Here is a 26,799-nt window from a genome sequence, read left to right on the forward strand (position 1 = left end):
CGGCGAAGATTTTCGGGAATTATCGGCAAACGGGCCGTTCGTAGCGTGCAAGCAGATCGAGCCAGTCCTCGAGCAGGCGGCTCATCAGGAATCTCTCGCGCACGGTTTCCCTGGCGCGCGCGCCGAGCCGCTGGCGCAATTGTGGGTCCTTCAGGATCTGCACCATACGATCGGCGGCCTGGTCCACCGTGCTGACCAGGAAGCCGTTCTCGCCATCCGTGATCTGGTGCCGGATGCCGCCGACATTGCCGCCGATCACGGCGGCGCCTTTCCACATCGCCTCGGTCACGGTGAGGCCGAACCCCTCGCGCGTCGATTTCTGCAGCACCACGGCGGAGTGGCGCTGCAGCGCGTTCACCAGGATCGGATCATCGACGGCGAGCACGATGACGCGATCGTCGATCGAACGCTTGATGGTTTCGAGAATGACGTGGCCTTCAGGATCGTCGCTCGCATTGTTGCCGACCAGCACAAGCGTGCAGTCCACCTCCCGGCGCGCTTTGCGGTGCGCCTCGATCACGCCGATCGGATCCTTCCACCGGTCGAACCGCGAGATCTGCGTCACCAGGGGGCGATCGGTCGGGATACGATGGTACTTCAGCGTGTCCCTGATCTCCTGCTCGGACAATTCGGCATTCTTGGCGGAAAACGGATCGATCGCCGGCGTGATGAACTGCTGATCGATGCCGAGGTCTTGCCCGTATTCCGGCAGCGAGAAGATGGCGGCATCGTAAGGCTCGATGAACTGGTGCAGATAATTCCACACCGGCGGGTGGGGCGAGGAGAGATCGACGTGGCATTGCCACAACCAGGGCATCTCCCGCTCCGCAAAGTGCCGCACTAGCGGCAGCGGTTGCGGATCATGCACGATCACGGCATCGCAGTCTTCAAGGTGCAGCCTGGTGGCATTCTCGAACACCACTTCTTCGTAGATCGCCTTTTCCTGTTCGGAAAACTCCAGCTCCTGCCCCTGCAGGGCATTGTGCAGCTTCTTGGTGCAGGCGAAGAAACCGGGCGTGCCCTGCACCAGGTGCCAGTCGGTTTCGATCCCGGTCGCATTCATCATCAGCGTCAGCGGCGTGAGGATTTCCGTGACGCCACCGCCATAGAAGGTTGAACTGATGTGCGCGACCTGCATCGTCCCTACACGGTCGGCCTTTCGTTCGATGCGTTCCGCTGCGGCAGCTCCGATGATCGGCGCGTAATGCTCGAGCGAATGCAGGCCGAGAGTCGAGCGATCGATGGCTGGGGGAGGCAGAGACATAGGCTGCGCACCTTTGGCTGAGGAGTTTGATCACATCAACGTCCGATCGCGCTTCAAGCCCGGCTTGCGCGCTCGCCTTCAACTGCGGTTGCAGCGGCGACGTTCCAAACAATGTCAGCCATCTTCTCGAGCTATGCAAAAAGTGCCCGTCGGGCAAATCAGGACGAAAGTCTGTCCATCCCTCGCGCAAAAAATATTCCGCTTCCGTCGTCGGGCAAATCAGTGATTTAACTCCGCGCGTCTCACGGCGGATGAGGGGCGGCTCGCGATCGTCACGAACGTTGCGGTGAGATGCGGTGGACGTGATGGGTGTGACTGACGAGCACGCGCATCACGGACGGCGAAGTCGTGTGGTTCTGGCGCCCCGACGCTGGCGCTAAGCTCGCGAGCAGCAAGAGCTGGCGCGGGTGACGGTGGCAAGAAAGCCCGGTCACCGGGAAGAGCACGAAGTAAGCCTGTAAACCATCGCGCAGGGAAAGCCGGAGTGTTTTCGGTTGAACCTGTGGTCCTACCCCCGTGCTTTCTTTGCACGGGACCCACGGGTGCAACCGGCACCCGGCTTTCCCTGCGCCCTCTGCTATCGAGGAGGGTGAAAGCAGATGCAAACCTCGGACGCCATGCGCCGCGAGAACGTGAACTCCTGTCTCACCACACTCCACCGTCATGCCCGCGAAGGCGGGCATCCAGTACCCGGCGGCCTCTCGGCTCAAGCACCGCCGCCTCTGGAATAGTGGATCGTCCGGTCAAGCCGGACGATGACCGCGGAGAGCTGTTTGAAATTTGAACCAGAACTCACCGCCCGTCATTGCGAGCGCAGCGAAGCAATCCATGCCTCCGCGAGTGGCGAGATGGATTGCTTCGCTGCGCTCGCAATGACGCTGTTGCGCAATCACGCCACTCACCGTCAAAACCTCTGCACCACATGCTCCCAGAACCATCCCCACGCCAGCGCGCTGACGTCGCCGAGTTGCAGCAGCACCGCGACCCAGACGAAGGCCGAGACGAAATTCGCGATCTGGAACGGCTGCCACGGCATCCGCAGCATGCCGGCGACGATCGGCACCGAGGCGCGCAGCGGGCCGGAGAAGCGGGCGATGAAGATCGCGAGCACGCCCCACTTCTTGATGAAGACCTCGCCGCGAAACAGAAGCTGCGGATGCTGCGCGAACGGCCAGAGCCGGCCGATCGAAGGCTTGAACTTGCCGCCGATCCAGTAGGACAGCCAGTCGCCGAGGGCGGCGCCGAGCGCGCCGGCGAACAGCATCGGCAGGAAGGCGATGCCGCCGGACGTCATCATCGCCCCGAGGCCGACCAGCACGGCCCAGGCCGGCACCACGAACGAGAGGAAGGCGAGCGATTCAGCGAAGGCGAGGGCAAAGACGATCGGCGCCGCCCAGGCCTGGTGATCCCTGACAAAGTCGATGACATGCCGGCTGGATTCTTCGAGAGACATGTCACCGCCGCTTCCGATCCGCTCTGGCCGTCACCTGGCGATCACTAGGCCATCCCTTGGCCATCACCGCGACGTCGCCCGGGGATTGCCGACCACATGCGGCCGCTGGACACCGAGCGCTGCATCGAGAGGCGCTGGAGAAGCGGATCCGGGCGCATCCCGACGTGTCGCTGTGCATCGAGCCACAAACCCGTCACCACGATGACGCGGTGCGCAGCGCCCGGTTCGGCGGTGGCTAAAATTGAGGCTACCACGGCGACGTGCGAAATCGAAAGGCCTCTCGCGACTTTGCACTGGCGCAGCCGGAACTTTCGCCCTAATCTCTCATTAGCTTTGCAGTTTCATCCAGCAAGGGAGTGCGGGGATGGCGACGCAAATCGTGATGGATCACACTGGCGACAGCCGGCACAATTTCAATCCCGCCGACGAGAAGGCCCTGCGCGAGGCGCAACTGCGCTTCGACGCTCTGATGAAGAGCGGCTACACCGCGGCGGTGCGGGATGTGTCGGGGCAGCCGAACGTGATCCGCTCGTTCGATCCCAAGGCCGAAGAGACGCTGTTCTATCCGCGACTTGTCGGCGGCTAAGCCGGCCGATGTCCGGCGGGCTGTCGCGGGCGTTCGCCGAGGCCGCGCGGCTGGCGCGCGCGGCCTGGCGGCGGTTTGTCGAATATTGCGTGCTGGATGACAGCCAGTCCCGCGGCCTGTCGCTGCTGAAGGAATGGCTGACGCCCGAGCAGCTCGCGCAATATGAGGCGAGCGGCCATTTCGACGTGATCGGCTGTCACACCGGCAAACGCTACCGGATTCGTCACGGCACTGGCATGAACATCTATGAATTGGATGAACTCGGCCGGCTGCACGCCGGCTGGTGCTTCGTGCCCAGGGATACGCTGGTGGCCGGCGACGTCATGCTGGCGCAGAAGATCGCGCTCGAGGCCAATGAGCGCGCAGCGCTCGCGGTGGCGCGGAGCTTTCCGGTGCGCTGGCGGCCGACATAGCTGGCCGCTGCTGACCGTCGTGATCCTTACCGCCGTGATAGCGGCGCGGGCGGCGGGGGCTCGGTAGTGCCGGGGCCGAGCGAGCGTTGCACCATCACGGTGTCGGCCCAGCGGCCGAAGCGATAGGCGACGCCGGGCAGGAGCCCGACGCGGGCGAAACCGAACCGCTCGTGCAGCGCCAGCGAGGCGGCGTTGTCGCTGTCGATATAGCCGATCATCTGGCGAAACCCGGCCGCCGCGCAGGCGTCGATCAGTTCGCCGAGCAGGAGGCGCCCGATGCCGCGGCCGACATGGTCGTGGCGGACATAGATCGAATGCTTTACTGCATAGCGATAGGCCGGTCGCTTCCGGAACAGCACCACATAGGCATAGCCGACCACATCTGCGCCGCGGATCGCAACCAAATGCGGCAGGCGATGGTTGCGGAAATTCTTGCGCCGGTCGCGAAAGTCATCCGGCTCCGGCACCCCGCTGTCCTCGACGCTGTCGTCGACGCCGCGCCGGATGTGGCGGCGGTAGATCGACAGCATGGCCTCGACATCGGCCTCACGCGACGGCCTGACGGTGATCCTGTCCTCGTTCAGCATCGGCCGTCACTCGGAAATCACGTAAGTGAACAGGCGTACGCGCCCCGCGCCGTCGATTTCCTTGTAGACGCCCTGGATCTCGACCTCGAAGCCCGGAAACGCGTTGAAGGACGCCTCGAACATCTTCAGGTAATCGATCATTGGCCGGGTCCGTTCCGACAGCCGTTCGCCCGGCACGATGGTGGCGATGCCGGGCGGGTAGACCACGAACGGCGTCGCGGCGATGCGGCCCGAAATCTCGTCGATCGGCAGATAATCGACGTCGTTGCGGACGAGATAGCGTGATGCTTCGCGCGGCGACATCGCGATATCGGGCAGGTGCTCGGGCAGGAACTGCTCGCGCTGCAGCGCGCTCACATCGGCCGCGCGGAAGAAGCGGTGCATGTCGCCGCAGAGGTCGCGCAGGCGCACGCCGGCATAGCGGGCAGGCCGGCGGCGGAAGAATTCGGGGATGACGTCTTCGAGCAGCGCATTGTCGTCATGCAATTTCTTGAAGGCGACGAGCCCCGAGATCAGCGTCCCCGCCTTGCTCGCCTCGACGCCGGGGGTGAGCAGGAAGAGCAGCGAGTTGAGGTCATTCTTCTCGGCGACGATGCGGTTCTCGCGCAGATATTGCGCCACGACCGGGGCGGGGACGCCGTGCTCGGCATAGGCGCCGGTCGTGTGGTCGAATCCCGGCGTGAGCAGCGTCAGCTTGTTCGGGTCGGTCATGGCAAAGCCCGCCGTCATCCCGGGGAAGCCGTGCCAGGCACCGCCGGGCCCGAGCTGCCAGAATGCGGGATTGGTCGCGAGCTGGTCGGTGGAGATGGTTTCCCAGGCGACATTGTGCGCGCTGCCTTCGCGCGCGACGTCGGGGATCATCACGCGATCAGGCACGAATGGTTCGAAGAACCAGCGGCGCTCGGGACGGGCCTCGTTCTCCTCGAACTCGCGGCGGGTGGCGCGGATCTTCTTGCGCAGCTCGATGCCGAGCCGGATCGTGTCGTCCCACAACACCTCGCCGGAGCGGCCCTTCATCATCTGCGCGCCGACATCGAGCGAGGCGAACAGCGGATAGAACGGCGAGGTGGAGGCGTGCTGCATGAAGCTCTCGTTGAAGCGCCGGTGCTCGACCCGGCGCTTCTGGCCCTTGATGTGGCGGTCGCGGACGTGGATCTGCGAGGCCTGCGAAAAGCTCGCGAGCTGCTTGTGGGTCGATTGCGTCGCGATGATGCCGGGCGCCTCCGCGCCGAGATCGGCGAGGCCCATGGCGAAGCGGCCGGCATAGATCGGGTGGAACTTCATGAAGCCGGCCCAGGCTTCGTCGAACAGGATGTAGTCGCAGAGATGGCCGATGCGCCTCAGGATCATTTCTGCGCTGTGGATGGTGCCGTCATAGGTGCACTGCTCCACGACGGCGACGCGGAAGGGGCGCGGCCGCTTCCAGGCGTCCTTGTCCTTGACCAGGGGATGGTTGCGGATGCGCTCGCGCAAGGCGGCCTCAACCAGCACGTCCCAGCGCATCGGCCCGATCAGGCCCCAGGCGTTGCGCTCGGTCGGCACATAGACCGGGATGCCGCCGCCGAGCAGCAGCGCGCCATGGTGGGCGGCCTTGTGGTTGTTGCGATCGAACAGCACGAGGTCGCCGTCGGTGACCAGCGAGCCGAGCGCGACCTTGTTGGACGTGGAGGTGCCGTTGAGCACGAAATAGGTCTTCTCCGCGCCGAAGATTTTTGCCGCTTCCTTCTGCGCCCGCAGCGCCGGTCCCTCATGGGTGAGGAGATCGCCGAGGTCGAGCACGGAGTTGTCGAGGTCGTCGCGGAATACGGCTTCGCCGAGATGCTCGACGAAGACGCGTCCGATCGGGCTGCGGCTGTAGAACACGCCGCCATTGTGGCCGGGGCAGGTCCAGAGCTGGTTGCCTTCCTCGGCATAGTCGACCAGCGCGCCGAAGAACGGCGTCTTCAGCGTCTCGGCATATTGCTTGAGACGGCTGATCAGGTTCTTGGCGATGAAGGGCGGCGTTTCCTCGGACAGGAACACATAGCCGTCGATGAAATCGAGCACCTCGACCGGCAGGTCCTCGAACCGCTTGCGGCGGATCAGGAGGATGATCGGGAAGTCGAGGCCGCGCCGTCGCATCAGGTTGATCAGCGAAGCAGTCTTGCCCTCCAACCCTTTCTTGCCCCAGTCCACCACCATGCAGCCGATCGCCGCATCCGTCTGCACCGCGATCTCGGCGTCCTCGAGCTTGCGGGCGCGCACGACCTCGAAGCCGGAACGCTGGATCTCGTCGATGATCTGGTTGAAGCGGATGCCCTCGAGATCCTCCGGATCGAACACGGGCGCCGCGAACAGGAAGGTGAAGCGTCGGAAATAGTCCATCGGTGTCCTCGGAATGGTCCGAGCGAGCTGTCGGCACATTTCGTGACAGGCAGATGACGATGGCGCCGGCGGGGGGAAATTATGCCTGGGTGGACCGAGGCAACTTCAATCCGGTGGACCTTGCTTCGGATATTCGAGCTGCATGGCGACGAAGTCGGCCGTGCGCCCTCCGTAGCGCGCCTCGATCCGCTGCAGGCTCTGGTCCAGCGCTTGCGCCGGCGGCAGCGACCCGACCGGTTGCAGCAATCGCTCCGCGGGCCAGTCGGTCGCGACCTGATCCGGAACGATGCGCAGTCCGTTGCGGCTCGGCTGCGCCTCCGCCGTCGCGGCAAAGGTCACCGCCCGCGAACGATAGGTCCGCGACCAGGCGTCGGCTGCAAGCGCGAGCGAGACTTCGTCAATGCCGGGTGCAAGCGCGATGCCGAGCTGCTCGCGGTCCCAGAAGGCGAGCGTGTTCTGGATCGCCGTCAGCGCGAATGGCCGCGTGAACTGGAACGCGCCGCTGTCGTGACGCGCATCCCAGCGGGGAAGGCCGATCTCGCGTGCGACCGCTTGCGCCTTGTCGCGACCGGCGATCGCCTCGATCAGCGTGAGCGACATCGGCATCGAGGCTGTGATCCCCGTTGTGGTCGCCACGCCCTGGTCGACCACGATCCTGCGATCCCTGATGTATTCGATCGCGGGATGTTTCTCGCGCAGCTTTTTCAGGGAGTACCAATGCGTGGTCGCCCGCTTGCCGTCGAGCAGGCCGGTGCTGGCGACCACCATGGTGCCGACGCAGACGCCAACGATAGTCGCGCCCTTTCGCGCCTGGTCCCTGATCCATTGCACGACGGCTGGATCGTCATCGCGGCTCATCGCTGGCACGATGACATAATCGGCACCGTCAGGATGTTGCGCATCGAACGCCGCGATGGTTGCGTCCGGCTCAACCTTCAGCACCGGAAACAGCGTCACCGGTCCGGGTCCTGTCGAAAGCGTCATCACGTCGGCGACGTCGGCGCGCTTGAGGATGCCGTAGGGCATCAGATAGTCGGTGGTCTCGGTCTGCTCGTTGATGCCGACGATCGCGATCAGCGGTCGTTGCCGCTTCGGGGGCTTCAACGCCGTGATGGTCGCATCAGCCTCCTGGCTCGCGATCGGCGGCGCGCTTCCAAGCGCTGGCGCCGAGGGCAGCGTCAGAAGCCAGCCGCCACCGATGATCGGGAAAAGCGCGGCAGCGGCAAGACCGCCCCACGCAAGAAGCCGCCAGTTCATTGCCTACGTCGCTCGATGAGTTCACCAGGTCGCCTCTGCCGCGCAAACTAGCCGCTCACGGCGCGCTCCGAAATGACGCAAATCCGGCAAAAACCGACACAAGGGCAGCGGCGGATCGCAGTGAACGTCGGTCGAAGGCTCCTTGCCGACTTATTCCCCTTCTTGGGCGCGCCTGGCGAAAAAATTCTCCGTGCTCTCCGGCGGAATAGACCGCGCCTGCGCATGTCCTACTCATGCAAGCCACTTCCTTACAGGAGCTATCATGAAGAACCCGTCGTTTGCTTTCGCACTCGCCACCGTCATTTCGCTGGCGGCAGTCTCCGCAGCGCTTGCCGCGCCGCCGACCAAGACCGGCACCACGGCGAAGGGAACTGTGCTGACGGATGCGAAGGGCATGACCCTCTATACCTTCGACAAGGATTCCGATGGCAAGTCGGTCTGCAACGGCCCGTGCGCGACCAATTGGCCGGTGCTGAAGGCCGAGGCGAGCGACAAGTCAGGCGAGGGCTACACCATCATCACGCGTGACGACGGCTCCAAGCAGTGGGCCTACAAGGGCAAACCGCTGTACACCTTCGCCAAGGACCAGAAGCCCGGCGACATCACTGGCGACGGATTTCTGAACGGCGCCTGGCACCTCGCGCAACCCTGAGGTTGATCTCGGAAATGTGAGAGGCGCGGATCAGCGCAGCCGTTGTGGCAAGCTATCGCGCCGTCATCTCGTGTGTCCCCACGCCTCGTCCCAGTCAGCACCGGCCGCGTCCACGACGCGGCCGTCGGCTTCGAAGAACTTGTTCGGCACCTGGAAGATCGCGAGGATCAGTCCGCCTTCGGGGCACCAGGCAACGTGGCGGCTGCCGGCTTCGCGCCAGATGAACTCGCCCGACTTCGCGGCAGTGCCCTGCGCCGGGCCTTCCTTGTCGACGAGCGAACCTTCGAGCACGTAGGTCTGCTCGATGTTGACGTGTTCGTGATCGGGCAGCACCGCGCCCGGTGCAAAGCGCATCAAGGCCGTCATCAAGCCGGTCTTGCGGTCGAACAGCAGCGTCTTGGCCTCGCAGCCGGGGAAACGGGTCTTTTGCCACGCCATTTCCTGCGGGCGCACGAGATGTGAATGCGTGTCGGCAGTCTGATGCGCCTGCGGCGTCGCAGCGTCCATGGCGTTCCTCCGGTTTCGTTGAACCGAAGGGATGATAGCCGGATCGCGCCGCCGCGTCAGCGATTACCGCAACCCCTCATAGACCATGAAGCCGCGCGCGATCGCCAGCTTTCGCAGTGCACGCGGCACGAAACGTTCCGGCGGATGCAGATAGCGCCACGAGGTCAGCGTGAAATCGGAGAACGTGGTCGCAACACTTTCGATCGGCGCGAGCAGGCCGGTGAGGCTCACCGGCACGTGTGCACGGTTGTTGAAGGGGAGCAGCAGCAGTTCAAGATGCTCCGGCGTGCCCGCCTGGCTCGATGCCGTGACGCCGGCGATGGCGGGCAGCGTCTCCTCGGCGACAAAGGTGACGATGTCCTCGATCTCGCTGCGGCTATCGCCGGTGAACAGCCCGGTAAAGCTCTTGTCCTTCAGGTCGCGGCCGAGCAGGGCGCAGACGCGCGTACCGGCGACGCGAAAGGGAAAGCCCGCCTCATGCTCGTAGGACAGGACAAAAATGTCGCCGAGCCGGTCGCGAACGGCCTCGGGATCGAGGTCGCAGCGATCGGGCGCACGCGCGTTGCCACGCGTCTTGTCCCAATAAGCGAAGAATTCGCGGCTTCCCGGATGCTTCATTAAATAACCTTGCCTCGCACTTGCGGTTGCCGGGACACATCTGTCCCGCTTTCGCGCAAGCTCGTTCATTCTCTGTAGTGCAAGGGAACTTTTGCAGCGTCCATGCCGCGGCCATGTTTTGGCAGGCTTTTCGGCAGCTTTGGGGTGTTAAGGTTAAATTAACTATGAGCTTGGCGCTGCCCGCATGTCCCTCTACTGTCCACTCATTCCCGTTCTTGCCGGCTGTTCTCCAGGGGCCGGCGGGTTCGTACACAGGTGGCGTCAAACAATCAGGTCATCGCGCGGGGAGGGGTGGGGGATGTCCCCCGTCCCTTTGGGTGTGACAAGACCGAAAGCAACAGAGGGGCGGGCTTCTCAGGGCCCGCCCTTATTCCTTAGACGATTTTTTTTCTTGGTTTTTCGCCGTTCTGGCAAACCTGGGCCGCCCTGTTGGCTAAATCCTGTTCTGTTCATGTTCCCGGTGAACGCGTGGATAACCTTCAGCTCATTCTCCACGTGCCGCGTTTAGTGGGCACTCCATTCGCTTGTCGCGATCACCGAGCGCTGCCGCCACTTGCTCGTCGGTGGCACCGGTCTCGCGCTTCCTTTGCCGCGGCGAAGGTGACGCGCAGGCCATGCATCGTCAGGCCTTCGCCGACCAGCCTTCCTTCTTCAGCGCGCTGATGAAGTTGCTGAACTGCCGGCCAAGCTGGCGCGGTGTATCCCATGGACCTCCGGTGTGCTTCGTCGCGATCAAGGTGGACGTCGGCGTCAGCCCGTCTGCGATTTGAGGTTGAGCCAATTGCAGCAGGCGACGACCGGACACAGCCCGCTACGCGAACAGATCGGCTCCGGACGGCGTGATCTTCACGTAAAGTGCCGCTCGCATGCATCCAGAGGCAACCGCGCTCGATCGCGAACCTGAGGCAGGCGTTAGATTCGGCCGGCGGCCTTTTTAGTTTGCCTTGTTGTAGTTTTGGATCGCAAGCCAAACACCAAGTTCTTCCTCGACGATTTTGATCGCGCGTGCGGCGTCCTCTGACTTCACGAGACCCGCAACGACAAGAGTTCCGACAATAAATTCGCCCGCGGAGACCGTGTCTGGCCTTTGGTTAGATTGCATCGCATCAGCTCCGCTACGGACCCACGAGCAAATTAGGACACTCCCAAAATCAATTTAGCACACCGAGTCGGCGTTGGGACGCTCTTCGACGAACTTCATGCATCTGATCTCTTGTGCCAAGGTCGGCTTCGGTCCTGCGAGATTCTCCGGGCCTCCGCAATGTCCTCTTCGCTCAGCCGCGGGTACACCCGCAGCCAAGTCGCCATGAAGTGGGCCTTGGCGCTTTTCGAGGTCCAAACCGCTGCCGCGGTGATCGGGTAGTTGGGGGACGTTGGGCAGGATGACTGCCCAGTTCTAAATGTCGTGGCCGCCGACTCCGTGGCTGCTGTAGATGCGCCCAATCGGAAGGTCATCCCAGACGACCACATAGTCGCCTTCGCGCCTCTCGCCGCCGATTATGGTGGGACGGAGGAAGAGTTCGGAAGGTGGCACGGAACATGGCCCGAAGATAGCCCGTGCCGGGCAGACATCAACCACTCAGATGACCATTATGAACGGTCACCATCGCGTACAAGGCACGCCACCGTGGGAGTGTGTGTCAGCAATCTGGCATTCCCGCCGGACGGGCCGACGCATTTCCAGTGGAGCTAGTTGAGCCAGAAGCGCTAGAACCGGTTGGGCCTGACGTGGTCGACCCGACTGTAGTTTCAGGTGCCTTTTCCGACGATGATGCACCAGCGGAAGCCGGGTTCTTTTCGCGAATGATGTTACTGCTTACATCCCAGCATTGCTTGGGCGTGACGCCCTGATCGCGGTTTGCAGTGACGCCCGTTCCTTGTGCGTTTGCGAAGCTGGTGACTGCCAGAAGAGTGGCACCACAAACCGAAGCGAAATAGATCGTCCTCATGATTCTTTCCTCTCATTTTATCAGGACGATACGGTGATCGCGGGCTGTTGTTCCTGAGGAATCCAAAATTTTAAGCTCATCAATTTAAGCTCAGCGCCATGACCCTTCTCACCCGCCGCCGTGATCCGAACCGTGCCGATTGCTGGGCAACTCCATATAATACGCGATCAAGTTGCGAAGCTCCTTTACCTCCAACAGTAGGTAGATGAGCAGGACGAAGACAAAGCGCAGAAGAAGATCGGTATAGGTCATAACATCACCCGCGGGGAACGGACAGGGCGCTGTCCGCCCCCGCATCTTTCGCTGCCGTACTCCCCCCGGACCGCGGACACCGAAACCCGCACACACCGCTCGTTTATGCACGTGTGACGCGACTAGGGTCACACGCTCACTTCCCGACTACCCGCGCGTTGCGGGCCTTGTGCTTTAGCTTCACTTTTGTATGCCGGCGGTGATCGCGCGCGGACCTAGACCGGCCGCGCTGGCCGGTGGTTTTGCCTGTGGGTCGCATCGAACTATCCTCTCTCGTGTGCTCGCGTACTCGGCGGAGCGCGAGAAGACTTCGATGTGGGGGAGAGCAGAATCTATTGGGGACATGCCCCAATGATATAAAGAAGCCGTACTAGGGCATGTACTCATTAAGCGGCTGTCCGCTTGACGTCCGGTTTACCGCCAGCATCGACCGAAGAGCGGATGGCCTCCGAGGTCGCAGAGGGGCCAACCTGACGTTAAACAAGACAAACGATTTCGCTTCTTTGAGTGAGTTGGCTCCGCCCGCGCCCAGGAGAGAAGTTGGAGAGGCGAGCCGGACCGCATAGTATCACAGCTTAGGGCGGTGGCACGCCCAACGACTTGAGGTTCCTCAGAGCGCTCTCATTCTTTGGATCAATCGCCAGTGCCGCCTTGTAGTCGGCAACCGCTTCAGGACGTTTGCCAAGGCTCTGGTAGGCTGTGCCGCGCCACGCGAGCGCGCTGCTTGATCGCGGCATGACCTTCAACACCGCGTTGAAATCGTCAGTTGCGTCCTGGTAGCGACCGAGGTGCCACGATGCATAGCCGCGTCCGAGATTGGCATCGGCAGTTTCGCGCGGGGCCGGGATTGGATAATAGCCGAGAGCCAGAGCCTTGTCGTAGTCGGTCTTGGCCTCTTTGAATTTGCCGAGAGAGTTGTACGCACTGCCACGCTGGCGGTAGTAGCTCGTGACCCCCGCGTTCCGCCGGATCGCTTCGGTGTAGCGTTCGACGGCCTTTTCATGCTGGCCGAGTTTGCCGTAGACTTCGCCCTCACCGAAGGGAAAACTGCCGTCGGTCGGAACAAGTCCGCCACCCTTGCGGAAGTCGGCCAGCGCTTCGTGGTAGCGTCCGCGGCGGGAAAAATAGAAACCGCGCTTGGCATAGAAGTCGGGATCAAGCGGCTCGATCTGCAAGGCCTCATTGTAGTCGGCCTCCGCGCGGTCGTATTGTCTCAAATTCTCGTATGCAAAGGCACGCTCGCGCAGCAGGTTGCGCCGGACCTTGGCGCTGTAGGACACATCTTCCAGTCCTTGAGTGTAGAGGTCAACGGTGCGCTGGTAGTCGCGCGCGCGCTCGGCCTGACGGGCCCGCTTATGAAGGGCCGCCAACGGATCGTCGGACGGAAGGACCTCATAGCTGGGCGCAGGCCCACTCAAGAGGTTTGCGATTTGCCGTTGGTGCCAGAAATGCAGGGCAGAGCGCAGAATGATCGGTGTCACCACGATCATGGATGTCACCACGATCATGAATATGATCGCAACAATAGCAACAATGATCCAGCGGCGGCCCGTCATGGGCGAAAGTCTAAACGCGGCTGGTAAACAGACCGCGAGACTTTTCGGTTGACGAACGATGAATTGAAAACGCGCAACTTAAAGACCCCAACGCGCATCAAGCGTGTTATGCGGCGGAGCCAATTTCCGCTTCGGGTTACAAGCTACGCTTCGAGGTGGGTGACTTCCGCTTTACTTTAGTGAGCCGACATTTATGAGTACACGCCCTAAATCGTGCTCCGCTGGCCCGCTGCATACCCCTCGCGCAATACGCGCTCGAACGTCTCCTTTACCGGTAGCGCATCCTCGCGTCGGATATCTTTCGGCTCTGGCCCGCCGCGATAGAACAGCTCGTTCGTGTAGTCTGTGGCCGGGGGATACTTACCTGCTCATTCCGCTTCCTGATCGCATTGCCGCTGGTGATCATCTTAAAGCCGTCCTCGAACTCGGCGCAGATGCTATTCATCCTGCCCCGCGCGGTCACGCGGCAGAACTGCCCTTTGCGGTCGTGTCGCTTTCAGAAATAGACGTAGGGGAAGGCCGCGCGGCCTTCGCCCGCTGTGTCGTCCGGTTGATGATCCCGGCGCGCGAGTTGTTCAATTTTTGCCATTCTCGTTTCGCGGCATCGGCTTTCTCGATGGTCTCGCGCTCCTCTTCGGTCAGGTAGGACCGCCAGTCCCATTTCGGTTGCGGTTTGTTGTAAAAGCCGGTCATGGCTGGATAGCCTTTCCGTTGGACAAATCTCGTTTTGTTCGGTGGGTTTCAGCGGGGTTTTGGTGGTCGTTGGCTACAAATTCCTGAGCAATATCAATGGCGGGTTAGCATTCTCAGGGCCCGCGCTTATTCTTTCTTTGTTGCTTGTGCACTTGCACAAAGCGGCCAAAGCCGCCTATCTGGGCTGATCGCCCGTCCGCGCCGCGCTAAGGTCATCAGTCACTTGGAATCGCAGTTTGAACCTCCGCAAGATGCGCCGCCGGATCGTCCGCACGAGCCGATCCTCACCTTGCCCGCGGCGCTGACGGCCTACATCGCGCTGATTGCGGTGATCCATTTGCGCGTGCTGCTGCCGCCGGAGTGGGACAACTGGACCATCGATGTCTTCGGCTTCATTCCGAAGCGCTACGATTCCACGCTGCTCAACATCACCTTTCCCGGCGGCGAAGGCGCCAAAGTCTGGAGCTTCGTCACCTACTCGTTGCTGCACGCCAATCTCACCCACATCGTCTTCAACGTGCTGTGGCTGTTGCCCTTCGGCAGCGCCCTGGCGCGGCGGTTCGGGGCCTTGCGATTCTATCTGTTCATGGCGGTCACGGCGGCGGCCGGCGCGCTCGCGCATCTCCTGACCCATGAGCATGCGATCGCGCCGATGATTGGTGCATCCGCGTCCGTCTCCGGCACCATGGCGGCGGCGATCCGCTTCGCCTTCGTCAAGGGCAGCTTTCTCTCCTTCAGCCGCGGCGATGCGGAGGCGGCGGCAAAGGTGCCGGCGCTGTCGCTGTCGCGCGCGCTGCGCGATGGCCGCGTGCTCGCTTTTCTCGCGATCTGGTTCGGCGTCAACATCATCTTCGGCATCGGCTCTATCGCGATCGGAGCCGACGGCGCCAGCGTCGCCTGGCAGGCGCATATCGGCGGCTTTCTGGCCGGGCTCGTGCTGTTCTCGCTGTTCGATCCGGTGCCGCGGGAACGCCCTCATGCTGCAGATGCGTTGTCGCCTGACGGGCCGGACCGCGTCTGATCGCCGCTTGCGGGACAGGGCGATTTCATCCATCATTAGTTGAAAGTTGTGACGCAAGCTGCCGCCTCTTGCGCTGCACGATGGCCGCGCTTGTTGCCCGCCGCGCCGTAAACCAAACCGCGCGGAACTGTTGATTGAAGACTCGCGAACGATGTCACGTCTCCTCGTCGAGGCGCGGCGGAGATTCAGGAGGCGGCAATGACGGTACGTTCCATTCTTGATACCAAGGGCCATCACATTACGAGTGTCCCGCCGGACGTCACCTTGACCGATGCGATCAAGACGCTCGGCGACCGCAAGATCGGCGCCGTGCTGGTGATGAACCAGGGCCGCATCGAGGGCATCCTGTCGGAGCGCGACATTGTGCGCGTGCTCGGCGAACAGGGAGCCGGCGTGCTCGATGAGCCCGTCAGCGCGGTGATGACGCGCAAGGTGGTCAGTTGCCGGCCATCCGACACCGTCGCCGGCATCATGGAAATGATGACGCTCGGAAAATTCCGCCATCTGCCCGTGGTCGAGGACGATCGCGTGGTCGGCCTGATCTCGATCGGCGACATCGTCAAGCGCCGGGTGCAGGAATACGAGGCCGAGCAGGAAGCGCTGCGCGACTACATCAAGACGGCCTGACGTCCTATTCCTTGGTCGCGTCGGGGACTGCGCCGGTGGTCGTCGCCGGCGGCACCAGGATGTCGATTGCTTCCTGGATCGACTCGATCGCGCGCTCGGCGGCGCGCACGCCATGCGCGATCAGCTCGTCCGAACGATGGAAATCGAACCAGCCGATCTTGCCGACGCGCGGCGAGATCAGGAGGTCCGGTGGATCGCCGGCGAGCCGCGCGCGGGTGATGCGATCCTGCATGATGTTGAAGGCGTCAACCATCACGGTCGAGATACCCGGCCGCGTGCTGCTGCCGAAGAATTCCCGCTTCATGGTGCGCTCGGCCGAGAAGAACTTGCCGAAGCGTCGCTTCGGCGGGACGGGATCCGGAACGGCTTCGGGCACAACGGTCACCTCGGTCGGCTGGCCGTGCGAATAGATCGTCGTGGAATGGGTGAACACGTCGCTGGAAAGATTGGCGGCGATCACGATCTCCGCGCCGAACGCGCGCGCCGCCGACACCGGCACCGGATTGACCAGCGCGCCGTCCACCAGCCAGCGGTCGCCGACCAGGACCGGGGCGAAGATGCCGGGCAGCGCGTAGGAGGCGCGCATCGCATCGACGACGCGGCCATGGGTCAGCCAGATCTCGTGGCCGGTGCGCACCTCGGTGGCGACGCTTGCAAATTTTACCGGAAGGTCTTCGATCTGGGTCTGGCCGATTGAGGCCTCGAGCTCGGCGGCAAGCTTGGCGCCCCCGATCAGGCCCGAGCCGTTCAGGCGAATATCGAGATAGCCGAGGATGTTGCGCGGCTGCAGGCTGCGCGCCCAAGCCTCCAGCGTATCGAGATGGCCGGCCGCGTAGGCGCCGCCGACCACGGCACCGATCGACGTGCCGACCACGACGTTCGGAATGATGCCGTGGGCGATCAGCGTCTTGACGATTCCGATATGGGCAAAGCCGCGCGCAGCGCCGCCGCCCAGGGCCAGCCCGATCACGGGCCGGCGCTGCGCGCCAAGACCTAGCTTGTCGGAGCCATCGGCGCTTTTCTGGCCGCGGCCCATCCAGCTATCCAACACTCTGATTTCTCCTGCCGGCGCAAGATTAGGCTCCGCGACGAGGCGCCGCCAGAGTCGTTCGCATGCATGGTTTATGCCCTAACAGGAGAGGGCTAGGGAGGGATTGTGACTTGAGCGCGACCGGCAGGTGGGGAGCCTGGGTTCCGTAAACTGCAACCCTGCAAGGCTGCGGAGGCTTGAATTTGCCGCGTTTTCGGTGAAAAGCATCGTTCCATGACTGTTTGGGGCGATCGCATCGGACGATGCGGGCGGGGCTTGCTGCTTCTCCCGGCGGTTTTGCTTGCCATAGCCCTGGTTTTGGCGGTGCCGACCGCCGTTTCGGCGCAATGGTTTGGTGAGCGGCCGCCCCCGGTTCCGCCGGCCGCGGTTCCCGGTCCCGGACCCGCAATCAACCTGGCGCCGCCCTCTGGGCAGGGCTCGGCACCAAGTCTGCCGGCGCCATTGACCCAACCGACCATCATGCAGCCCTCGATCGCCACGACCCCGCCAGCGGGGCCGCCACCGTCGGGAACCCCCTCGACCGCGGGCCAGGCGGTGCTGTCGCTGACCGCCCGTTATGGCAAGGATCTGCCGGTCATCAACAATGGCCTGGTATGGCGGGTCTTCGCCGACAAGCCCGACGATAACGGTACCTTCAAGCTGATCCGCGAGGACCGCGGCGCCACGCCCAACATCGTGCTGCCGCCGGGCAATTACGTGGTCCATGTGGCGCTCGGCCTGGTCAGCGCGGTGCGTGCCGTGAGCCTGAAGTCGGAGACCGACCGCGAATCCTTCATCCTGCCGGCCGGCGGCTTGCGGATCGAAGGCCGGGTCGGCTCCAGCAAAATTCCGCCGAACCAGATTTCCTTCGCGATCTACAAGGGCAGCCAGTTCGATGGATCGGACCGCAACGCCCTGATCCCGAACGTCGCCGCCGGCGATGTCGCGCTGTTGCCGGAGGGGACTTATTACATCATCTCCAATTATGGCGACGCCAATTCGGTGGTGCGTTCCGACATCCGTGTCCAGGCCGGCAAGCTCACCGACGTCACCGTCAGCCATCGCGCAGCCGTCATCACGCTGAAGCTTGTCAGCGAAAAAGGCGGCGAGGCGCTGGCGAACACCGCATGGTCGGTGATCACGCCGGCCGGCGACGTGATCAAGGAATCGATCGGCGCATTCCCCCGCGTCGTGCTCTCCGAGGGCGAATACCGCGCCATCGCCAAGAACGAAGGCAAGGTGTTCGAGCGACCCTTCAACGTCGTCAACGGCGTCGACGGCGAGGTCGAAGTCGTCGCGCGCTAGACGCGCGTAAAATCTTCAGCGACCGTCATAGTCTCTAACGCGCACTAACCAAGACCTGACTTAAAACTGTCATAATGGCGCCGGCGTCCCGTCGCGTGCGCAATCTTTACATTGCTTTAAGCGAGCCTGATTTGGATGCGGGCGGGGACTGGAGCATGAAATCGGACGGGGAAGCCGGTTTTCCCTCGCGACAAGCGGGCAAGCGTTTGCGCCGCGATCATGCTCGAAGGTGAATTGAGGTCGTGATCCGAACTTCGTCGGACCATGATCTGGTTGTTCGGGGCGCGTCATGACTGCGACGAAGAAGTCGTCGGGAAAATTCAATCCAGAAATGTTCGGCGACGTCCCGATCCTCAAGCGCAAATGGCAGGCAGCATTGCGTCCGGGCGATCGGTTGCCCCGCTATGAGGACGTGATGCTCGGCAGCCTGGGCCGACTCGCCGATCACATCGTCCTGCTCAAGGAGAGAGGCGGCGCGCTCGGCGTGTCGCAGCCCGGCCGCTACATCCAGCAATGGCTGAATGACGACCGCTGGGACGTGATGCTGAATGAGCTGCCGCCGGATTGCGCGACCGCGCTCGGCGAAGCCGCCGCCAACGCAGTTCTCAATGACCGGCCCTATCTTGCCACCGCGCATTGCGTACGCGACGGCCTGGTCCGCACCTATGACGTGCTGGCGCTGCCGACCGCCTCGCGCTGGGGCGGCACGCTGATCGGCGCCTATGTCAATGAACGCGGCGCCCAGTACAATCTGCTCGACACGATTTTCGCGGCGACCGATGAAGGCGTGCTGTCGCTGGCGGCCATTCGCGATCCACGCGGCGAGCCGTTCGATTTCCAGATCGTCCATCTCAACCAGGGCGCAGCAAAGCTCTTGAAGCGGTCCGGACACGAACTGCTGTGGCAGAGGCTCAGCGCAGGCGGAAACCTGCTCTGCAGCGCCGAGGTGACCGAGCGGCTGCGCGACACCGTGCACACGACCAGCGGAACGCAATTCGAGATCGAGAGCGAGGACCGTTGCCTGCGGCTCGCCGTCACGGCGTTTGGCGACATGCTGTCGCTGACCTTGTCAGATGTCACGGCGCTGAAGCGGCGCGAAGTCTCGTTCCGCCTGCTGTTCGAGAACAACCCGATGCCGATGTGGGTGTTCGACGCCGGCACGATGGAATTCCTCGGCGTCAACGACGCGGCGGTCCAGCACTACGGCTACTCGCGCGAGAAATTCCTGCGCATGAAGCTGCGCGAGATCTGGCCGGAGGACGAATGGGCGCCCCACAGCAAGGCGCTGCAGGAGCTCGGCGACGTCTACCATTCCAGCCGCGACTGGCGGCACATCAAGGCGGACGGCAGCGAAATCCACGTGCTGACCTTCGGCCGCCGCGTTTCCTTCGATGGCCGGGACGGTTACCTCGTGGCCCTGGTCGATATCACCGAGCGGCGCAAGGCCGAGGCCCGCATCGCCTACATGGCCCATCATGACGGCCTGACCAATCTGGCGAACCGCGATTTCTTCCAGGACCGCCTGCGCGAGGCGCTGCAGCGAGGCAAGCCGGGTAATAAGCGCGTCGCCGTGCTGTGCGTCGACCTCGACCTGTTCAAGAACGTCAACGACTCCTTCGGTCATGCGATGGGCGATCGGCTCCTGAAGCAGGTCGCCGAGCGGCTCACGGCCGACATCACAGGCGACAATCTGGCCGCGCGGCTCGGCGGCGATGAATTCGCGATCGTGCTCGCCGACGTCACGCCGAACGAGGCCAGCGATTTCGCCGAGCGCCTGATCGAGACGCTGAGCGCGCGCTACGACATCGACGGCATCGAGGTGGTGGTCGGCGCGAGCGTCGGCATTGCGCTGTCGCCGGGCGACGGCACCAGCTCGGAAGAACTGATGCGCAACGCCGACATGGCGCTCTATCGCGCCAAGTCGGACGGCGGCGGCGTGCATCGTTTCTTCGAGCACGAGATGGACCGCCAGGCGCAGAAGCGTCGCGATCTCGAGCGCGACCTGCGCCACGCCTTCGCCAATGGCGAATTCGAGCTGCACTACCAGCCGCTGGTCGACATCGCCACCGACAAGATCAGCGGCTTCGAATCGCTGTTGCGCTGGCGCCATCCGGAGAAAGGCATGATCTCGCCGGCCGAGTTCGTGCCGGTCGCCGAAGACATCGGCCTGATCGTCCAGCTTGGCGAATGGGTGCTGCGCGAGGCCTGCTCGGAAGCGATGAAATGGCCGGACGAGATCAAGGTCGCCGTCAACCTGTCGCCAGTGCAGTTCCGCAGCCGCAATCTGGTGCAGGCGGTGATCTCGGCGCTGGCGCATTCTGGCCTGTCGCCGCGGCGGCTCGAGCTCGAGATCACGGAATCGGTGTTCCTTGCCGAGACCGAGGCCAATCTCGCAATCCTGCATCAGCTCCGCGAGCTCGGCGTCAGCATCTCCATGGACGATTTCGGCACCGGCTATTCCAGCCTGAGTTATCTGCGCAGCTTTCCATTCGACAAGATCAAGATCGACCGCTCCTTCGTCAAGGATCTGGCGCGCCGCACCGACTGCGTGGCGATCGTGCGCGCGATCTCCGGCCTCGGCCGCAGCCTGAACATCACCACCACGGCCGAGGGCGTGGAGACGGTCGATCAGCTCGACTGGCTGCGCGCCGAAGGCTGCAACGAGGTGCAGGGTTTCCTGTTCAGCGCGGCGCGGCCAGCGGCCGAAATCGCAACGCTATTGGCCGCGTTTGCCGGGCGCGCATCGAGGGCCGCCTGACGCCGTTTGCGGCGTGACCGTCTCCGCCCCAAATTTGTCGGCTCGCGGCGATATTGGGGCGCGGCCATGACCATCATCCCAGGACGCCGTTTGCTTCGGTTCGCCGTGTTGCTCCTTGTGCTTGCGGGCGCCGTCTGCAGGCCAAGCGAAGTTTCCGCTCAATCGGATTCCGCGAAGGCCGTACAGGACATGTTTGCCGGCGTCACGGTGCGGCCGCCCGATGCGTTCTATGATCCGCCGGCGCAAGTGCCGGATAGGCCGGGCGCGTTGCTGCGCAGCGAGCCGCTTCGGAACGTAACACTGCCGGCCGGCATGCAGGGCTGGCGCATCCTCTATACGACCACGGTGAACGACACCACGCGTGCGACCGCCGTCGCGACCGTGTTTGCGCCGATCGATCCGCCCGCGGGTCCACGTCCCTTGATTGCCTGGGAGCATGGCACGACTGGCCTGCAACAGAAATGCATGCCTTCGCTGATATCGGCCCCGACCTTGGGCATTCCCGCACTCGATCGGATCATCAGCGCGGGCTGGGTCATCGTCGCGACGGACTACTCATTCGCCGAGAAGGGCGGCCCGCATCCCTATCTCATCGGCGAAGGCGAGGCACGCGCCGCGCTCGATTCGGTGCGCGCCGCGCGGCAGATGTCCGAGCTCACGCTCGATGCGCGCACCGTGGTGTGGGGGCATTCGCAGGGCGGGCATGCGGCGTTGTGGACGGGCATCGTCGCTCCACGCTACGCGCCGGAGATCGAGATCGCAGGCGTTGCGGCGATCGCGCCGGGTGCGAATGTGCGGAACATCCTTGCCATGAACCAGGGGATCGACAAGCGGCTCGGCCCCTATGTCGCGCAATCCTATAGCCGCTTCTATCCCGACATTACGTTCGAGCAGGCCGTCCGTCCCGAGGCGCTCGCGGCCGCGCGCGAGATCGCTGGGCTGTGCGGCTTCCTGCCGGCGGAGGAGCCGCTGCGGGCGGCGGCGCTCACCACGACCTTCGAAGGGCCTGCATTGGCCATACGCAGCAACGCGGCGCTTTCCGCGAGGCTGGCGCAGAACAGCGCCGATCATCAGATTCCGGCGCCTGTGGTGATCGCGCAAGGAGCCGAGGATGACGTCGTCCCGCCGGCGGCGACCGCAACCTATGTCAAGGAGCGCTGCGCCGCCGGCCAGCGGCTCGAATATTGGACTTTCGCGGGGCTGGACCACGGCATGGTGCAGCCGGGCTCGCCGCTCGAGGAGCCGCTGGTAGCATGGACCGCGGCACGCTTCGCCAACCAGCCCCTGCCGGACGGCTGTACACGCAAGTCGTTCTGACTGCGTCCGCTATGGATACTGCGCTCCCTCCCCCGAGAGGGCTGGGGTGAGGGTATCTCCGCATTGGGACTCCCCGAGTGGAGAGAGCCCTCACCCGGCGCTACGCGCCGACCTTCCCCGCAGGCGGGGGAGGTGGAGAACCAATGTCAGAACCGCGTCACGATATCCGACAGCACAGGCCGCGGGCGGTCTTCGCTCGGCCGGGTCGGCTTGCCGATATGGATGAACCCGACGAGCTTCTCGTCGGGCTTCAGGCCAAGACCGTCCAGCACATCGCGGTCGAACACGAACCAGCCGGTGAGCCAGCACGCGCCATAGCCGAGCGCGGTCGCGGCGGTGAGGATGTTCATGGCGCTGGCGCCAGCCGAGAGTTCCTGCTCCCACGGCGGCACCTTCGGATGCGGCTTGGTGAAGCTGACGATGCCGATCACCAGCGGCGCATCGGTAAGCCGCCGCTTCTCGACCTCGACATCGCCCGCCGGCGCGCCCGGGTTCTTCTTTGCGAACACGCTCGCGATCACGTCGCCGGCGCGGTTGCGCGCCTCGCCTTCGAACACGATGAAGCGCCACGGCGCGAGCTTGCCGTGATCAGGCACCCGCGCGCCGATCGTCAGGATGGTCTCGAGCTCGGCCGGCGAGGGACCGGGTCCCGTCATCTCGCGCGGCTTGACCGAGCGGCGGGTCTTCAGGAGTTCAATAGCGTCGGGCACTCTTGTCTTCTTTCGTCGGAACAAAGGAAACGTTTAGCTACCATGGAGATAGGCAGGCCACGAGACGAGTGAAAGCCAGTTTAGACCGATTGTGAGCGCGGGCTAACGCTTTCCACCGGCCGCGCGCGGCGTCAGGCAATTGATGCTGCCGATGATGTTAGGCCCATACTGAACGAAGCCTGTCGCGGTGGTTGGCGAATGCGGCGCCGAGATCGGCAGATAGAGATAGCAGATGGTTCCGTCGACGGGATCGCGCAGGCGCTGGATCACGGTATCCTGCAAGGGTCCGGCAAACTGCCGCTCCAACACCATCCTGGGCAACTTCCCCCATTCCGGCGATTGCTGGTATTGCGGTGGCGCAGGTTGAACCGGCTGTTGCTGCTGCGCGAGTGCGCTGTGCGGCAGCGCGAGAGCGAGCAGTGTGACGAGAGGACAGGAGGGGAAGCGGGGCCGCCTGGCGGCGCAATGGGTTGAAAGCATGCCGCTTCTAGACCAGCTAGAACTCCACCGCCATACCGGCGCGCCCAATATGTTCGTTGCCGCCGCCATTGGAATAGCCGCCATAGACCACGGTCGGAACACCGATGTTGAGCCGGTGCGAAATGCCGATGCCGACGCCTGTCTCACCGCGATAATAGCCGGTGTTGACCGCGACCGTGGTCTTGCCTGGCGCCGACGGCATCAACACCGGCGCGGTCGCGACCGCGGCGACGATGCCGCGCCTCGCCTCACGCTGGTTGCCGATGATCTGGTTCTGCAATCCTCCCAGCTGCGACTGGAAGCCGGCGACGGCCGACTGCAGCTGACCGACATTGACGGCGTCACTTGGATTGACACCAGCGGCAACATTGGTCAGCCGCCGCTCATTGCCGGTTGAGCCGAAGGATACCGTGTTGGCGGCGTTGTTGGTCGAACCTGACCCGATTGCGACCGAATTGGCGGCGGTGGCGGATGCATTGGTCCCGAGGGCGGCGGAATTCGCGCCGGTTGCCACGGCGCCGTCGCCAAACGCCGCGCCGCCATTGCCGGCGGAAGCGGCCGCGCCGACCGCGATCGAGCCTGTTGCCACTGCACCCGTGCCGATGGCGATGGCGTTGGTGCCGGTCGACGAAGAGTTGAATCCGATCGCTATCGCGCCGGCTTGCGTCGCCTGGGCGCTGCTGCCGAGCGCAATAGCATTGGTTCCGGATGCATTGGCCGCCGCGCCCGAGCTATTCACCTTCATGTACTGGGTTGTTGCGGACAGGCCTGCGATCGTCGAATTGATCGACGCGATGTCGCTCGTGTTGGTTGCGACCTGACCGCTCAAAGCGGCCACGCTCTGGTTAGTGGCGTAGAGCTGGCTGCCGTTGACCGCATCGGTGCTGGTGGCGGTCACGGCGCCAGCGGCGACGCCCGTGACGGTACGATTGCCCGAGGTCCCCGAAACGTCCACGACTGTGCCGGCTGTGCCGGCGCCGACAGTGATGGGCGCGGCCGACGAGCTTTGCTGCACCAGTCCGATCGTGCCGTTGTTGATCTGGGTCTGCAGATTGTTGACTCTGGTGTTGGTATTTCCCAGTGCGGTATTCACTGCAGAGAACGCACTGCCCACGTTGTTATAGGCTATGCCCAGGATCGTATAACTCGGCGCCACCAACTGGCCAGAACCGTCCAGCGTGGTTCCAAACGCTGCCGCCACGCGCTGATTGGCGGTGTAGAGCTGGCCGCCGTTGATGGCATCCGTAGAACCGGACGAGATCGTGCCGCTGGCGAGGTTGACCAGCTTTCGCTCATTGCCGACCGCGCCGATCGACACGGTGTCGTCGGTGTTGGCGACCGAATTCGTGCCTAACGCCACAGCATTGGTCGCAGTCGCTTGTGCGCCCTTGCCGATCGCGGCTGCGTTGGTGCCGCTCGCCAGCGTACCGGCGCCAAGTGCGCTGCTGTCCGAGCCGGTAGCCTGCGCATTGGCCCCAATCGCGGTGGAGTTGCTCCCGTTGGCTGCGCTGTTGTAGCCAAGAGCTGTTGCCAAGATGGCGCTCGTTTCGGCGGAAGTCCCGATAGCGGTAGAGTACTGGACATTGGCTTGTGCTTGATAGCCCATCACCGTGGCTCCATCAGCATTCGCATGAGCTTCGTGGCCCACAGCGGTGCTTGCAGTCGCATTGGCCTGGGCCAGGTTTCCGACGGCCACGGAATCGCCCTGTCCAGTTCCCGTACCGGCCTGTGCCTGGGTGCCAATAGCCAGGGTGTAATCTCCGCCGGCAATGGAATTGGAGCCGACGGCAATGCTGGAGAAGCCGCTTGCCAGCGATTGGGCACCCAGTGCGGTTGAGCCGGTACCGCTGGCAGTGGCGAGATAGCCGTATGCCGCAGCCTGAACGCCGGTGGCGCTGCTCGACGCCCCGAAAGCTGACGCCTGTTCTGCCGCGAAGCTCGAGACGCCAAACGCAGACGCTTGCTGTGCGTTGGCCTTGCTGGAATTACCCACGGCGGTGGCGTCGCTGCCGGTGGCGCTGCTCTTTGTCCCTATCGCTGAGGCGTTGGTCCCTGTGGCGTTCGCCTGAAAGCCGATCGCGACGCTGTTCGTCGCCGTGGCGCTGGATTGGTATCCGACTGCCGTGCTGTTTGAAGCTGTAGCGGACGCCTGATCACCGCAGGCCAAGGCACCGGAAGCGGACGCGGTGCCGCCACCGACAGACAGGTCGCAGGCGGATTGGCCGCGGGCGGATTCGGGAACCATGAGGGCGGCACATGCGGTCGCGGCCAGCGAGAGGAGGACGACTGGCGCCAGGGCCTTCCGCCGAAACTCGGCGAAGGCCTGCAAAGGTCCAATACTTTCCTCCTCACCCGGCGACATTTTACCCCCAATCCTCGCGCTATCTCTCGGAGAGCAAGGCGGGCGCCGCAATTGTGAAAAATTGGGCGGATTGTTAATACATGGGCCGGACTGTCCGTTCGGTCCGCTTGGAATTGCTTGCCGAATTGAATGCCCGACCGCGCGCCGTCACTTTCTCAAGACTCCATTACCTCGTTGCGCAGCCATCCGCGCTTTCCGATCGCGATGCGCGAGGCGGCGCAGTGCCTGATCCCGATGTACCGCAGCGATCGGCTGCTCAACGCGCTGATGGGTGATCGCGCGCGGTCGGTATTCGCGCATCTTGCACTGCTGCTGCACTACCGAAATACGGACAATGGCGCGCCGGGCCTGACCGTCGGCGCGATGAAGGATCTCTGCGTGCAACTCGATCTCTGCAGCCGCGGCCGCTGCGAGGCGATGCTGGCCTTGATGCGCGTCGGCGGTTTCCTTGTCAGCGGGCAGAGCCAGGACCGCCGTCGTCGCCCGCTGCAGCCGACCGAGAAACTATTCGCACTGCACCGCGAACGATGGGGCAGCCACTACGGGGCGATGCGGCACGTCCTGCCGCGCGCGGCGCACTGGCGCACCGCGCTTATCGATGAGCCTGATTTCCTGAAGCAACTCATCCTTGCGCTCGGCGAGAAATTCGTCGCAGGGTTCCGTCTGCTCGACAGCAACCCAAGCCTTGGGCCTTTTGCCGAGCGCAATGCGGGGATGCTGATCTTGTTCAGCCTGGCACTCGGGGGCGCGGACGGCGGATCGTTTCCCGCGCGCAAGCCGGTGACGCTTTCAATCAACGCGCTGGCGACGACCTTCTCGGTGTCGCGCAAACATGTGCTGATCCTGTTGCGCGACGCCGAAGCGGAACAGCTCCTCGTCCGCGGCGGGCCGGCTAACAATGAGGTCACCATCCTGCCGCGCGGGCGCGACGGCCTCGAGATATTCTTCGCGCGGCTGTTCCTCTATTTCGCCGAGGGCGCGGCCGACGCCGAGCGCGCGTTGGCAGGATGCGCGCGCTCGACGGTGCCGGTGAGCTGA

Annotated in this window: 23 protein-coding genes; 9 read left to right on the forward strand and 14 right to left on the reverse strand. The window is 63.6% G+C overall.

Annotated features, from left to right (window positions below):
* Window positions 1–19 precede the first annotated feature (19 nt).
* Together I6F35_RS28750 and I6F35_RS28755 are read right to left on the reverse strand one after the other, a co-directional pair.
* Window positions 20–1,264, reverse strand: a complete 1,245-nt coding sequence (locus I6F35_RS28750) for a glycosyltransferase (RefSeq protein WP_225121021.1) — start codon at window positions 1,262–1,264, stop codon at window positions 20–22.
* Window positions 1,265–2,168: 904 nt separating this feature from the next.
* Window positions 2,169–2,717 (reverse strand): DedA family protein, encoded by a 549-nt coding sequence (locus I6F35_RS28755; RefSeq protein ID WP_225121022.1) that lies wholly within the window; start codon window positions 2,715–2,717, stop codon window positions 2,169–2,171.
* A gap of 364 nt (window positions 2,718–3,081) precedes the next feature.
* Here I6F35_RS28755 and I6F35_RS28760 point away from each other — a divergent pair, with 364 nt between their 5' ends.
* A complete protein-coding gene (locus I6F35_RS28760; protein WP_225121023.1) occupies window positions 3,082–3,303 on the forward strand; it encodes a hypothetical protein in 222 nt (73 codons plus the stop codon).
* Window positions 3,304–3,311: 8 nt separating this feature from the next.
* Window positions 3,312–3,716, forward strand: a complete 405-nt coding sequence (locus I6F35_RS28765) for a hypothetical protein (RefSeq protein ID WP_225121024.1) — start codon at window positions 3,312–3,314, stop codon at window positions 3,714–3,716.
* A gap of 26 nt (window positions 3,717–3,742) precedes the next feature.
* Here I6F35_RS28765 and I6F35_RS28770 read toward each other — a convergent pair whose 3' ends face one another.
* From I6F35_RS28770 to I6F35_RS28780, 3 genes are all read right to left on the reverse strand, one after another.
* Window positions 3,743–4,303 carry a GNAT family N-acetyltransferase gene (locus I6F35_RS28770; RefSeq protein ID WP_225121025.1) on the reverse strand — a complete coding sequence of 187 codons (561 nt, stop codon included), beginning with the start codon at window positions 4,301–4,303 and terminating at the stop codon, window positions 3,743–3,745.
* A gap of 6 nt (window positions 4,304–4,309) precedes the next feature.
* Window positions 4,310–6,667: an Orn/Lys/Arg decarboxylase N-terminal domain-containing protein gene (locus tag I6F35_RS28775; protein WP_225121026.1), complete on the reverse strand. Its 2,358-nt coding sequence runs from the start codon at window positions 6,665–6,667 to the stop codon at window positions 4,310–4,312.
* Window positions 6,668–6,772: 105 nt separating this feature from the next.
* Window positions 6,773–7,924, reverse strand: coding sequence for a DJ-1/PfpI family protein (locus I6F35_RS28780; RefSeq protein WP_225121027.1), 1,152 nt, complete (start codon window positions 7,922–7,924; stop codon window positions 6,773–6,775).
* 262 nt (window positions 7,925–8,186) lie between these two features.
* On the opposite strand from I6F35_RS28780, the gene I6F35_RS28785 reads away from it, so the two are divergent.
* The gene (locus I6F35_RS28785; RefSeq protein WP_225121028.1) at window positions 8,187–8,576 is read left to right on the forward strand and encodes a hypothetical protein; all 390 of its coding nucleotides are present in this window, start codon (window positions 8,187–8,189) and stop codon (window positions 8,574–8,576) included.
* 63 nt (window positions 8,577–8,639) lie between these two features.
* On the opposite strand, the gene I6F35_RS28790 is transcribed toward I6F35_RS28785, so the two are convergent.
* The 5 genes from I6F35_RS28790 to I6F35_RS28810 form a co-directional block, all read right to left on the reverse strand.
* Complete coding sequence (locus I6F35_RS28790; protein ID WP_225121029.1) at window positions 8,640–9,083, reverse strand: cupin domain-containing protein; 444 nt, start codon at window positions 9,081–9,083, stop codon at window positions 8,640–8,642.
* A gap of 63 nt (window positions 9,084–9,146) precedes the next feature.
* On the reverse strand, window positions 9,147–9,701 hold the full coding sequence (locus I6F35_RS28795; RefSeq protein ID WP_225121030.1) for a PAS domain-containing protein: 555 nt from the start codon (window positions 9,699–9,701) through the stop codon (window positions 9,147–9,149).
* A 2,057-nt stretch (window positions 9,702–11,758) separates the two neighbouring features.
* Window positions 11,759–11,902: a hypothetical protein gene (locus I6F35_RS28800; protein WP_225121031.1), complete on the reverse strand. Its 144-nt coding sequence runs from the start codon at window positions 11,900–11,902 to the stop codon at window positions 11,759–11,761.
* A 575-nt stretch (window positions 11,903–12,477) separates the two neighbouring features.
* Entirely contained in the window at window positions 12,478–13,458 is a 981-nt protein-coding gene (locus I6F35_RS28805) for a tetratricopeptide repeat protein (RefSeq protein ID WP_225121032.1), read from the reverse strand.
* A gap of 459 nt (window positions 13,459–13,917) precedes the next feature.
* A complete protein-coding gene (locus I6F35_RS28810) occupies window positions 13,918–14,151 on the reverse strand; it encodes a hypothetical protein (protein ID WP_225121033.1) in 234 nt (77 codons plus the stop codon).
* A 223-nt stretch (window positions 14,152–14,374) separates the two neighbouring features.
* Between I6F35_RS28810 and I6F35_RS28815 the strand changes: the two genes are divergently transcribed.
* Together I6F35_RS28815 and I6F35_RS28820 are read left to right on the forward strand one after the other, a co-directional pair.
* Window positions 14,375–15,172, forward strand: a complete 798-nt coding sequence (locus I6F35_RS28815; RefSeq protein ID WP_225121034.1) for a rhomboid family intramembrane serine protease — start codon at window positions 14,375–14,377, stop codon at window positions 15,170–15,172.
* Window positions 15,173–15,370: 198 nt separating this feature from the next.
* Window positions 15,371–15,799, forward strand: a complete 429-nt coding sequence (locus I6F35_RS28820) for a CBS domain-containing protein (RefSeq protein ID WP_225121035.1) — start codon at window positions 15,371–15,373, stop codon at window positions 15,797–15,799.
* 4 nt (window positions 15,800–15,803) lie between these two features.
* On the opposite strand, the gene I6F35_RS28825 is transcribed toward I6F35_RS28820, so the two are convergent.
* Window positions 15,804–16,835, reverse strand: a complete 1,032-nt coding sequence (locus tag I6F35_RS28825) for a patatin-like phospholipase family protein (RefSeq protein ID WP_225121105.1) — start codon at window positions 16,833–16,835, stop codon at window positions 15,804–15,806.
* 228 nt (window positions 16,836–17,063) lie between these two features.
* Here I6F35_RS28825 and I6F35_RS28830 point away from each other — a divergent pair, with 228 nt between their 5' ends.
* The 3 genes from I6F35_RS28830 (at window position 17,064) to I6F35_RS28840 (ending at window position 22,209) form a co-directional block, all read left to right on the forward strand.
* On the forward strand, window positions 17,064–18,134 hold the full coding sequence (locus I6F35_RS28830) for a hypothetical protein (protein WP_225121036.1): 1,071 nt from the start codon (window positions 17,064–17,066) through the stop codon (window positions 18,132–18,134).
* A 289-nt stretch (window positions 18,135–18,423) separates the two neighbouring features.
* Complete coding sequence (locus I6F35_RS28835) at window positions 18,424–20,892, forward strand: EAL domain-containing protein (RefSeq protein WP_225121037.1); 2,469 nt, start codon at window positions 18,424–18,426, stop codon at window positions 20,890–20,892.
* A 189-nt stretch (window positions 20,893–21,081) separates the two neighbouring features.
* The gene (locus I6F35_RS28840) at window positions 21,082–22,209 is read left to right on the forward strand and encodes a lipase family protein (RefSeq protein ID WP_225121038.1); all 1,128 of its coding nucleotides are present in this window, start codon (window positions 21,082–21,084) and stop codon (window positions 22,207–22,209) included.
* Window positions 22,210–22,355: 146 nt separating this feature from the next.
* Here the strand turns inward: I6F35_RS28840 and I6F35_RS28845 are convergent, their stop codons facing one another.
* The 3 genes from I6F35_RS28845 to I6F35_RS28855 form a co-directional block, all read right to left on the reverse strand.
* Window positions 22,356–22,919, reverse strand: coding sequence for a nitroreductase (locus I6F35_RS28845; protein ID WP_225121039.1), 564 nt, complete (start codon window positions 22,917–22,919; stop codon window positions 22,356–22,358).
* Between the two features lie 102 nt (window positions 22,920–23,021).
* Complete coding sequence (locus I6F35_RS28850; protein ID WP_225121040.1) at window positions 23,022–23,399, reverse strand: hypothetical protein; 378 nt, start codon at window positions 23,397–23,399, stop codon at window positions 23,022–23,024.
* A gap of 16 nt (window positions 23,400–23,415) precedes the next feature.
* Complete coding sequence (locus I6F35_RS28855; RefSeq protein ID WP_225121041.1) at window positions 23,416–25,761, reverse strand: YadA-like family protein; 2,346 nt, start codon at window positions 25,759–25,761, stop codon at window positions 23,416–23,418.
* Window positions 25,762–25,890: 129 nt separating this feature from the next.
* Between I6F35_RS28855 and I6F35_RS28860 the strand changes: the two genes are divergently transcribed.
* Window positions 25,891–26,799 carry a hypothetical protein gene (locus tag I6F35_RS28860; protein WP_225121042.1) on the forward strand — a complete coding sequence of 303 codons (909 nt, stop codon included), beginning with the start codon at window positions 25,891–25,893 and terminating at the stop codon, window positions 26,797–26,799.

The sequence above is a fragment of the Bradyrhizobium sp. BRP22 genome, from assembly GCF_020194175.1.
Taxonomy (GTDB): domain Bacteria; phylum Pseudomonadota; class Alphaproteobacteria; order Rhizobiales; family Xanthobacteraceae; genus Bradyrhizobium.

Bases quoted from the DNA above. Each gene is read 5' to 3' on its own strand.
- I6F35_RS28750 (WP_225121021.1), bottom strand. From the start codon at position 1,264: ATGTCTCTGCCTCCCCCAGCCATCGATCGCTCGACTCTCGGCCTGCAT.
- I6F35_RS28755 (WP_225121022.1), bottom strand. From the start codon at position 2,717: ATGTCTCTCGAAGAATCCAGCCGGCATGTCATCGACTTTGTCAGGGAT.
- I6F35_RS28760 (WP_225121023.1), top strand. From the start codon at position 3,082: ATGGCGACGCAAATCGTGATGGATCACACTGGCGACAGCCGGCACAAT.
- I6F35_RS28765 (WP_225121024.1), top strand. From the start codon at position 3,312: ATGTCCGGCGGGCTGTCGCGGGCGTTCGCCGAGGCCGCGCGGCTGGCG.
- I6F35_RS28770 (WP_225121025.1), bottom strand. From the start codon at position 4,303: ATGCTGAACGAGGACAGGATCACCGTCAGGCCGTCGCGTGAGGCCGAT.
- I6F35_RS28775 (WP_225121026.1), bottom strand. From the start codon at position 6,667: ATGGACTATTTCCGACGCTTCACCTTCCTGTTCGCGGCGCCCGTGTTC.
- I6F35_RS28780 (WP_225121027.1), bottom strand. From the start codon at position 7,924: ATGAACTGGCGGCTTCTTGCGTGGGGCGGTCTTGCCGCTGCCGCGCTT.
- I6F35_RS28785 (WP_225121028.1), top strand. From the start codon at position 8,187: ATGAAGAACCCGTCGTTTGCTTTCGCACTCGCCACCGTCATTTCGCTG.
- I6F35_RS28790 (WP_225121029.1), bottom strand. From the start codon at position 9,083: ATGGACGCTGCGACGCCGCAGGCGCATCAGACTGCCGACACGCATTCA.
- I6F35_RS28795 (WP_225121030.1), bottom strand. From the start codon at position 9,701: ATGAAGCATCCGGGAAGCCGCGAATTCTTCGCTTATTGGGACAAGACG.
- I6F35_RS28800 (WP_225121031.1), bottom strand. From the start codon at position 11,902: ATGACCTATACCGATCTTCTTCTGCGCTTTGTCTTCGTCCTGCTCATC.
- I6F35_RS28805 (WP_225121032.1), bottom strand. From the start codon at position 13,458: ATGACGGGCCGCCGCTGGATCATTGTTGCTATTGTTGCGATCATATTC.
- I6F35_RS28810 (WP_225121033.1), bottom strand. From the start codon at position 14,151: ATGACCGGCTTTTACAACAAACCGCAACCGAAATGGGACTGGCGGTCC.
- I6F35_RS28820 (WP_225121035.1), top strand. From the start codon at position 15,371: ATGACGGTACGTTCCATTCTTGATACCAAGGGCCATCACATTACGAGT.
- I6F35_RS28825 (WP_225121105.1), bottom strand. From the start codon at position 16,835: ATGGGCCGCGGCCAGAAAAGCGCCGATGGCTCCGACAAGCTAGGTCTT.
- I6F35_RS28830 (WP_225121036.1), top strand. From the start codon at position 17,064: ATGACTGTTTGGGGCGATCGCATCGGACGATGCGGGCGGGGCTTGCTG.
- I6F35_RS28835 (WP_225121037.1), top strand. From the start codon at position 18,424: ATGACTGCGACGAAGAAGTCGTCGGGAAAATTCAATCCAGAAATGTTC.
- I6F35_RS28840 (WP_225121038.1), top strand. From the start codon at position 21,082: ATGTTTGCCGGCGTCACGGTGCGGCCGCCCGATGCGTTCTATGATCCG.
- I6F35_RS28850 (WP_225121040.1), bottom strand. From the start codon at position 23,399: ATGCTTTCAACCCATTGCGCCGCCAGGCGGCCCCGCTTCCCCTCCTGT.
- I6F35_RS28855 (WP_225121041.1), bottom strand. From the start codon at position 25,761: ATGTCGCCGGGTGAGGAGGAAAGTATTGGACCTTTGCAGGCCTTCGCC.
- I6F35_RS28860 (WP_225121042.1), top strand. From the start codon at position 25,891: ATGCCCGACCGCGCGCCGTCACTTTCTCAAGACTCCATTACCTCGTTG.